Annotated in this window: 7 protein-coding genes and 1 tRNA gene; 5 read left to right on the top strand and 3 right to left on the bottom strand. The window is 58.9% G+C overall.

Annotated elements, in window-relative coordinates; genetic code table 11:
• The first annotated feature begins 9 nt into the window (after window positions 1-9).
• Window positions 10-85, top strand: a tRNA-Glu gene (locus ACTV8E_RS18170).
• A 172-nt stretch (window positions 86-257) separates the two neighbouring features.
• Here the strand turns inward: ACTV8E_RS18170 and dapC are convergent.
• From dapC to map, 3 genes are all read right to left on the bottom strand, one after another.
• Entirely contained in the window at window positions 258-1,454 is a 1,197-nt protein-coding gene (gene dapC / locus ACTV8E_RS18165; protein ID WP_251837184.1) for a succinyldiaminopimelate transaminase, read from the bottom strand.
• Window positions 1,455-1,535: 81 nt separating this feature from the next.
• Entirely contained in the window at window positions 1,536-4,238 is a 2,703-nt protein-coding gene (locus tag ACTV8E_RS18160; RefSeq protein WP_251837183.1) for a [protein-PII] uridylyltransferase, read from the bottom strand.
• Window positions 4,239-4,285: 47 nt separating this feature from the next.
• A complete protein-coding gene (map, locus tag ACTV8E_RS18155) occupies window positions 4,286-5,068 on the bottom strand; it encodes a type I methionyl aminopeptidase (RefSeq protein ID WP_251837182.1) in 783 nt (260 codons plus the stop codon).
• 268 nt (window positions 5,069-5,336) lie between these two features.
• Here map and rpsB point away from each other — a divergent pair, with 268 nt between their 5' ends.
• The 4 genes from rpsB to frr all read left to right on the top strand — a co-directional run bounded on the left by rpsB (window position 5,337) and on the right by frr (window position 8,555).
• The gene (gene rpsB, locus ACTV8E_RS18150; RefSeq protein WP_251837181.1) at window positions 5,337-6,071 is read left to right on the top strand and encodes a 30S ribosomal protein S2; all 735 of its coding nucleotides are present in this window, start codon (window positions 5,337-5,339) and stop codon (window positions 6,069-6,071) included.
• Between the two features lie 124 nt (window positions 6,072-6,195).
• The gene (tsf, locus tag ACTV8E_RS18145) at window positions 6,196-7,065 is read left to right on the top strand and encodes a translation elongation factor Ts (RefSeq protein WP_251837180.1); all 870 of its coding nucleotides are present in this window, start codon (window positions 6,196-6,198) and stop codon (window positions 7,063-7,065) included.
• A 192-nt stretch (window positions 7,066-7,257) separates the two neighbouring features.
• Window positions 7,258-8,001 (top strand): UMP kinase, encoded by a 744-nt coding sequence (pyrH, locus tag ACTV8E_RS18140; protein WP_251837179.1) that lies wholly within the window; start codon window positions 7,258-7,260, stop codon window positions 7,999-8,001.
• The gene (frr, locus tag ACTV8E_RS18135) at window positions 7,998-8,555 is read left to right on the top strand and encodes a ribosome recycling factor (RefSeq protein WP_251837178.1); all 558 of its coding nucleotides are present in this window, start codon (window positions 7,998-8,000) and stop codon (window positions 8,553-8,555) included. Before pyrH ends, frr begins: the two co-directional genes overlap by 4 nt.
• Window positions 8,556-8,564 lie beyond the last annotated feature (9 nt).

The raw sequence follows: 8,564 nt of genomic DNA, 5'->3' as shown, positions 1-8,564 counted from the left end.
GAAGGTTTCGTCCCCTTCGTCTAGTGGCCTAGGACACCGCCCTTTCACGGCGGTAACAGGGGTTCGAGTCCCCTAGGGGACGCCATTTTCTTGCCCACGCCTTTTGTGGGATTTAAGGGTCACCCTTGTGGTGGCCCTTTTGTTTTGCCTGTCTTTTTATCCCTGGCATATCGCTCACTGAATCAGCGTCACAGAACGGCTTGATTGGTTGATGTCACGTCGGCCCCGCAACGCTGTTGTGGGGCCACGTGGGCTGCTCAGCGTGACTCGACGAAAGTGCGGATACGCTCGGCGGCTTCCACGCATTCTGCCAGTGGTGCGACCAAGGCCATGCGTATCCGGTTACTGCCAGGGTTTACATCATCCACTTCACGCGACAGGTAGGTGCCGGGTATCACCGTGACATGCTGCTGAGCGAACAGGTCGCGGGTGAAGGCTTGCTCGTTCATGGAAGTGCCTGCCCACAGATAGAAGCCGCCGTCCGGACGACGCACATCCAGTGCGGGGGCGAGGATCTCCAGCACCGCATCGAATTTTTCCCGATACAGGCTGCGATTGGCACGTACATGCACTTCATCGTTCCAGGCGGCGACACTGGCGTGCTGTGTCTGTACCGGCAGGGCGCAGCCGTGGTAGGTGCGATACAGCAAGAAGGCTTTGAGGATCTCGGCATCACCGGCCACGAAACCGGAGCGCAATCCCGGCAGATTGGAGCGCTTGGATAGGCTGTGAAACACCACGCAGCGCTTGAAATCGTGACGACCCAGTTCAGCGCAAGCGGTCAGCAGCCCGGCGGGCGGGTTTTGCTCGTCGAAATACAGCTCGCTGTAGCATTCGTCGGCGGCGATGACGAAGTCGTGCTCATCGGCCAGATGAATCAGTTTGTTCAAAGTGTCCAATGGCAGCAGGGCGCCGGTCGGATTGCCGGGCGAGCAGAGAAACAGGATCTGAGTGCGTTGCCAGGTGTCAGGGGTCACTGCGTCGAAATCAGGGATGAAGTTGTTCTGCGCCAAACAGGGAAGGTAATGCGGCGTGGCGCCGGCGAGCAGGGCGGCGCCCTCATAGATTTGATAAAACGGGTTTGGGCTCATAACCAGGCCGCCGCGCTCGCGGTCGAAAACCGCCTGCACGAAAGAAAACAACGCCTCGCGGGTGCCGCTGACCGGGAGCACGTGTCGAGCCGGATCAAGCCAGCCGGAAGGCACCCGGAAGCGACCTGCACACCATCGGGTAATGGCTTCGCGCAAGGCGGCAATGCCCAGTGTCGTCGGGTAGCTCGACAGGTGCGCAAGGTTGGCGCTCAGCGTTTCGGCGACGAAGCTCGGCGAGCTGTGCTTGGGTTCACCGATGGACAGGGCGATGTGCGTCTTGTCAGCGGGCGGCTGCACGTCGGACAGCAGTCTGCGGAGCTTCTCGAAGGGGTAGGGTTGCAGCAGGTTCAGGGATGGATTCATGGGTTTTCCGGGGCTCGGGCCCCCGGGCTCCGCCTGCGAGCTGCGGCAGGCAGGTGGCGTCCGAAGGCGGCGGTGGGTAGATCAGATGCTGATGCGGTTGAGATCGAGGTTTGGCGCCCCGTCCACGGTCAGTTGCTCGACGATGGCCTGTTGCAGGCGCGCACAGAATTCCGGGTCGGACAGGGGTTGGTGATTGGCGTCGGTGACAAAGAAGACGTCCTCGACCCGCTCGCCTAGCGTGGTGATCTTGGCGTTTTGCAGCGACAGGTCGAAATCGAGGAAGATTTTGCCAATGCGCGCCAACAGGCCGGGGCGGTCAGGGGCGATCAATTCGAGGACAGTAACCGGGCGCTGGGCATCATTGTGGATGGTGACTTGCGGGGCGAAGGCGAAATGCTTCTGCTGGCGGCTGATACGGCGCTGGATGATTGCCGGATAGTCATCGGGACTCTTCAGGGCCTCGATCAGGCCGTTGCGGATCCGCTCGACGCGCTCGGGCTTGTCGAGCAGGCGTTCGCCATCACCGTCCAGAACAATGTAGGTGTCCAGGGTAAATTGGCTGCTTGAGGTAATGATGCGGGCGTCGTGAATGCTCAGGTTGAGCTGGGCCATAGCTGCCACGGTGACGGCAAAAAAGTCATGCTGATCGGGGGCGTAGATGAAGATCTGCGTGGCGCCTTCGACTCCGCGCTGGGCAGTCTCGCGCATGAGTACCAGTGGATCGCTGCCGTTGGGGTGCTGAATGATTGCCTCGGTGTGCCAGGCAATGTCGCTGGCAGTGTGGCGCAGGAAGTAATCGTCGCCCAGTTGGGCCCATAGCTGTTCGGCGGCATCCGGGTCAATCCCGCGTTGCGCCAGAAGGTCGAGTGCGGCGCTTTGGGTTGCGCAAATCAGCTCCTCGCGATCCAAAGGGTTTTCCAGGCCGCGGTTCAGTGCGCGCTTGGTTTCCTCGTACAGCTGGCGCAGCAGGCTGGCTCGCCAGGAATTCCATAGCGACGGGTTGGTGGCATTTATATCGGCCACGGTCAGGACGTAGAGATAGTCCAGGCGGGTACGGTCGCCAACCAGTTGGGCGAAATCGTTGATCACCTGGGGGTCGGACAAGTCTTTGCGCTGCGCGGTGCTGGACATGGCCAGGTGGTTGCGCACCAGCCAGACGATCAGACGGCTGTCCCAGGGCGGTAGCTGATGGCGGGCGCAAAAGGCTTGCGCGTCGGCGGCGCCGACTTCCGAGTGATCGCCGCCACGGCCCTTGCCGATGTCGTGATACAACCCGGCGATATAGATCAGTTCGGGTTTGGGCAGCTGATCGATCAGGAGGCTGGCCAGGGGGAACTTGTCGGCAAGCTCTGGCCATTTGAATTTGCGCAGGTGCTTGATCAGGTTGAGGGTGTGGGCGTCGACCGTATAGATGTGGAACAGGTCGTGCTGCATCTGGCCCACAACCAGGCCGAACTCCGGCAGGTAGCGGCCAAGAATGCCGTAGCGGTTCATGCGTCGCAGATTGCGGTGGATGCCCTGGCTGGATTTGAACAGCTCAATGAACAGGCTGGTGTTGCGAATGTCCTGGCGGAACTCATCATCAATCAGGTAGCGATGATCGCGCAGTTGGCGAATGGTGTCGGCCCGCACGCCCTTGATTTCCGAGTGCTGGGCAAGCAGCACGAAGATTTCCAGTAGGGCGAACGGCGTACGCTTGAAAACTTGATCATGGGTTACTTCCAGATAGCCGTCGCGTACCTGGAAGCGGTTATTCAACTGGTAGGGTGGCGCGCTGTCGGGATGACTGAGGATGACCTCTTCAAAATGCTGTTTGATCAGGTCGTTGAGTTCGGCAACGCCCATCACGATGCGGTAGTACTTCTGCATGAAGCGTTCGACCCCCAGCTTGATGTCATCGTCGATGAAACCCAGCAGGCCGGCGATCTTGCGTTGATGGTCGAACAGTAGGCGGTCTTCGGCGCGGCCGGCGAGCATGTGCAGGGCGTAACGCACTTTCCAGAGAAATTCCTGGGCATGTGCGAGCATGTTGTATTCGCTTTCCAACAAAAAACCCTGGCTGAGCATGGCGTGCAGGTTCAGCGTCCCGAACTGCCGGCGGGCGATCCACAGGATGGTCTGGATGTCACGCAACCCGCCCGGCGAGCCTTTGACGTTGGGTTCCAGGTTGTATTCGGTGTCGTTGTATTTCGCGTGGCGCTTACGCAGTTCCTGGCGCTTGGCCACGAAGAATTCTTCGCTCGGCCACATCTGTTGTGGGCTGATGAGGGTCTGCATGTGCAGGCGCAGGTGCTCAGGGCCGGCGATGGTGCGACTTTCCATCAGGTTGGTGATCACAGTCAGGTCTGCGCGCGCCTCGATGCCACACTCATCCAGTGAGCGAGCGCTGTGGCCAACTTCCAGGCCAATGTCCCAGAGCAGGGTAAGGAAACCCTCAATGGATTCGCGAAACAGTTCGTGATCGTTGTCGGCCAGCAGGATCAGCAGGTCGATATCCGAATAGGGATGCAGTTCGCCACGACCGTAGCCGCCGACCGCCACGAGGGCGATGTCGGCATTCTGGCTCCAGGGGAAGCGGTTCCATGCGCGACGCAGGATCTGGTCGACGAACCAGGCGCGGTCCTCGACCAGGCGGCGAATATCGCGGCCTTCGGTGAAGCGCTTGTCGAGCACGGTGCGAGCGCGGCCAATGGCCTTCTTGAAGGCTGAGATAGGGCTGCTTTTGAGCGCCAGTTCGGCCTGGAATTGACCGGGGTCGAACAGTTCGGGATCCACCTGGGGCATGGCTGCGGCCTTGTTAGTGCAACATGGGGGCTCGGCGCTAGCAGGATTCAGGCCGATGTGTGTGCGATGGTGTCATCCTTGCGCAGGGTGAGGATCTCGTAGCCGTCGGCGGTGCACAGGATGGTGTGCTCCCATTGTGCGGACAGCTTGCGATCCTTGGTGATGGCGGTCCAGCCGTCGCCCAGGGTGCGGGTTTCCGGGCGACCCTGGTTGAGCATGGGTTCGATGGTGAACGTCATGCCTTCCTGCAACTCCAGGCCGGTGCCTGCACGCCCATAGTGCAAGACTTGCGGCTCTTCATGAAAAATTGCACCAATACCGTGCCCGCAATACTCGCGCACGATGGAGAAGCCATTTTTTTCTGCGTGCTTCTGAATCACTTCGCCGATATCGCCCAGGCGGGTGCCGGGCCGTACGAGTTCAATGCCTTTATACAAGCATTCCTGGGTGATCTTGCACAGGCGATCAGCCCACTCCGGCGTTTTGCCGATCAGGAACATCTTGCTGGTGTCGCCGTGGTAGCCATCCTTGATCACGGTGATGTCGATATTGATGATGTCGCCATCCTTGAGCGGCTTGTCATTCGGGATGCCGTGGCAGACCACGTGGTTGATCGACGTGCAGATCGATTTTGGAAAGCCGTGGTAGTTCAGTGGCGCAGGAATGGCCTGTTGAACATTGACGATGTAGTCATGGCAGATGCGGTCGAGTTCATCGGTGGTGATGCCGGCTTTGACATGTTCTTCGATCATTTCCAGCACCTCGGCGGCCAGGCGGCCAGCGACGCGCATTTTTGCGATTTCTTCGGGAGTCTTGATGGAAACACTCATGGGAATACTCTTCGGCGCGTAGGGCGCAAGACAAAAAGGGAAGGCAAATGATAAACCAAAGCGACTAAGGACGGGCGACGCGGCGCTGCAAGGGACTACACTGGCCTGTAGCTTGTGATCCGCTTTTATGCTATAAAACGCGCCGCTCGACGGGCAGTGCCTGTCAGCGACCTTAATCCACACACGTATCGACACGGTTTTCTGGGTGCCCGCAAGGGTTGGAAATCGGGATGCGTGGAGGCCTAACCCGACTTATCGAGGAATTGAAATGTCTCAAGTCACTATGCGCGACATGCTGAAGGCCGGTGTGCACTTCGGCCACCAGACCCGTTACTGGAACCCGAAAATGGGCAAGTTCATTTTCGGCGCGCGCAACAAGATCCACATCATCAACCTGGAAAAAACCTTGCCGATGTTCAACGAAGCCTTGAGCTTCGTCGAAAAGCTGTCTTCGGGCAAAAACAAGATTCTGTTCGTTGGCACCAAGCGTTCCGCTGGCAAGATCGTTCGTGAAGAAGCTAGCCGTTGCGGTATGCCGTATGTCGATCACCGCTGGCTGGGCGGCATGCTGACCAACTACAAGACCATCCGTGTATCGATCAAGCGCCTCCGCGAGCTGGAAACCCAGTCCCAGGACGGTACTTTCGACAAGCTGACCAAGAAAGAAGCCCTGATGCGCACCCGTGATCTGGAAAAACTGGATCGCAGCATCGGTGGTATCAAGGATATGGGCGGTCTGCCTGATGCATTGTTCGTGGTTGACGTTGATCACGAGCGTATCGCTATCAGCGAAGCCAACAAGCTGGGCATTCCGGTAATCGGCATTGTCGATACCAACAGCAGCCCGGAAGGCGTTGACTACGTTATCCCGGGTAACGACGACGCCATTCGCGCCGTTCAGCTGTACCTGGGCGCCTTCGCCGACGCTGTACTGCGTGGCAAGAATGCCGGTGGTGTTGAAGAGTTCGTCGAAGAGTCCGCTTCCGAAGCCGCCGCAGGCTGAGCACGAAGCGCTTTGGCGTGACCCGTTGAGCAAAAAGGGGGCGAAGCCCCCTTTTTGCCACTTCCGAATTGAGTGTCCGGCCTGCCGGGCATCTGGTTGAAACCCTTTTTAGAGGATTGCTAACATGGCAGAGATTACTGCAGCCCTGGTCAAAGAACTGCGTGAGCGTACTGGCCAAGGCATGATGGATTGCAAGAAGGCCCTGACCGCTGCCGGTGGCGATATCGAAAAGGCCATCGACGACATGCGCGCCGCTGGTGCCATCAAGGCTGCCAAGAAGGCTGGCAACATCGCCGCCGAAGGTTCCATCGCAGTCAAGGTTGCTGATGATGGCAAGTCTGCCGTGATCATCGAAGTCAACTCGCAGACTGACTTCCTGGCCCTGCAGGAAGATTTCAAGGCGTTTGTCGCACAGAGCGTCGAAAAAGCGTTCGCCGCGGGTTACAGCGATGCTGCTCCGCTGATCGCCGACATGGAGCCGGCTCGCGAAGCCCTGGTTGCCAAGTGTGGCGAAAACGTCAACATCCGTCGCCTGACCCGCACCGAAGGTGATGTAGTCGGTGCCTACCTGCACGGCCATCGCATTGGCGTACTGGTCACCCTCAAGGGTGGTGACAGCGAACTGGCTCGTGAAATTGCCATGCACGTTGCGGCCAGCAACCCGCAGTTCGTCACTCCGGATCAGGTTTCCGAAGAAGCCGTGGCCAAGGAAAAGGAAATTTTCCTGGCGCTGAACGCCGACAAGATTGCCGGCAAGCCGGAAAATATCGTCGAGAACATGATCAAGGGCCGCATCAGCAAGTTCCTCGCTGAAGCCAGCCTGGTCGAGCAGCCGTTCGTCAAGGATCCGGAAGTCAAAGTCGGTGCGTTGGCCAAGAAGGCCGGTGCCGAAGTCGTATCCTTCGTGCGTTTCGAAGTAGGCGAAGGTATCGAGAAGGCTGAAGTCGACTTTGCTGCCGAAGTAGCCGCCCAGGTTGCTGCCAGCAAGCAGTAAGACAGGCGCGCTTCAAATGCTGTAGTTCCGAAGAGGCTGCCCGCTCACGCGTGCGGCCTCTTCGTCAAAGCAGGGCCAGTGAATTTGTTTGTCGGCCCCGGGGTGTTACCCCTTTATAGACAGGCGCTGATACAGCGCAACTATGCAGGCACAGGCCTGTGAATTTGAATTACGCCGCAGGAGAGACTCGCAATGGCTCAGCAGGTGAGTGGTCAGCAACCTCGCTATAAACGCATTCTGCTCAAACTTAGCGGCGAAGCCCTGATGGGGTCGGAAGATTTCGGCATCGACCCCAAGGTGCTTGATCGAATGGCGCTGGAAGTCGGCCAACTGGTTGGCATCGGCGTGCAAGTCGGCCTGGTGATTGGCGGTGGCAACCTGTTCCGCGGTGCTGCACTTTCCGCGGCCGGGATGGATCGTGTCACCGGTGACCACATGGGCATGCTGGCCACGGTGATGAACGCGCTGGCCATGCGTGATGCGCTGGAACGCTCGAATATCCCTGCGCTGGTGATGTCGGCTATCTCCATGGTCGGTGTGACGGACCATTATGACCGTCGCAAGGCCATGCGCCATCTGAAGACCGGTGAAGTGGTGATTTTCGCCGCGGGCACCGGCAATCCTTTCTTCACCACCGACTCGGCCGCTTGCCTGCGCGCGATTGAAGTCAGTGCCGATGTAGTGCTCAAGGCGACCAAGGTGGATGGCGTGTACACTGCCGATCCATTCAAGGACCCGAACGCCGAAAAATTCGAGCGCCTGACCTATGATGGCGTGCTGGATCGCAAGCTGGGTGTGATGGACCTGACCGCTATTTGCCTGTGCCGCGACCACAAGATGCCGCTGCGGGTTTTCAACATGAACAAGCCGGGTGCCCTGCTGAACATTGTTCTGGGTGGCGCCGAAGGAACCCTGATCGAGGAGTCGAACGAATGATCAACGACATCAAGCAAGACGCGCAGGAGCGTATGCAGAAAAGCCTGGAATCTCTGCAAGGCGCATTCGCCAAGATTCGTACCGGGCGTGCTCATCCAAGCATTCTGGACAGCGTCATGGTGTCCTATTACGGCAGCGATACCCCGCTGCGCCAGATCGCCAACGTGACCGTCGAGGATTCTCGCACCCTTGCATTGTCGGTATTCGACAAGGGCATGATCCAGGCTGTGGAAAAGGCCATCATGACTTCGGATCTGGGCCTCAATCCGGCTACTTCTGGGACGACCATCCGCGTACCGATGCCGGCGCTGACCGAGGAAACCCGCAAGGGTTTCACCAAGCAGGCGCGCTCCGAAGCTGAAAACGCCCGTGTGGCGGTGCGCAATATCCGTCGCGATGCGCTGGCTCAGCTCAAGGATCTGGTCAAGGAAAAGGAAATCAGCGAAGACGAGGAGCGCCGTGCTGCCGATGATGTGCAGAAACTGACCGACAAGTTTGTGGGTGAGATCGAAAAGGCCCTGGAAGCCAAGGAAACCGACCTGATGGCCGTTTAAGCCGGGCAG

It is taken from the genome of Pseudomonas sp. B392_1p (genome assembly GCF_052245235.1).
Classification (GTDB): Bacteria; Pseudomonadota; Gammaproteobacteria; order Pseudomonadales; family Pseudomonadaceae; genus Serpens; species Serpens gallinarum.
Note: the sequence above shows the minus strand (reverse complement) of the source record. Positions and strands in the feature narration are given on the sequence as shown.

What these genes read in the sequence shown, in the direction of transcription:
- dapC (WP_251837184.1), bottom strand. Translation starts at nt 1,454, where the DNA reads ATGAATCCATCCCTGAACCTGCTGCAACCCTACCCCTTCGAGAAGCTC.
- ACTV8E_RS18160 (WP_251837183.1), bottom strand. Translation starts at nt 4,238, where the DNA reads ATGCCCCAGGTGGATCCCGAACTGTTCGACCCCGGTCAATTCCAGGCC.
- map (WP_251837182.1), bottom strand. Translation starts at nt 5,068, where the DNA reads ATGAGTGTTTCCATCAAGACTCCCGAAGAAATCGCAAAAATGCGCGTC.
- rpsB (WP_251837181.1), top strand. Translation starts at nt 5,337, where the DNA reads ATGTCTCAAGTCACTATGCGCGACATGCTGAAGGCCGGTGTGCACTTC.
- tsf (WP_251837180.1), top strand. Translation starts at nt 6,196, where the DNA reads ATGGCAGAGATTACTGCAGCCCTGGTCAAAGAACTGCGTGAGCGTACT.
- pyrH (WP_251837179.1), top strand. Translation starts at nt 7,258, where the DNA reads ATGGCTCAGCAGGTGAGTGGTCAGCAACCTCGCTATAAACGCATTCTG.
- frr (WP_251837178.1), top strand. Translation starts at nt 7,998, where the DNA reads ATGATCAACGACATCAAGCAAGACGCGCAGGAGCGTATGCAGAAAAGC.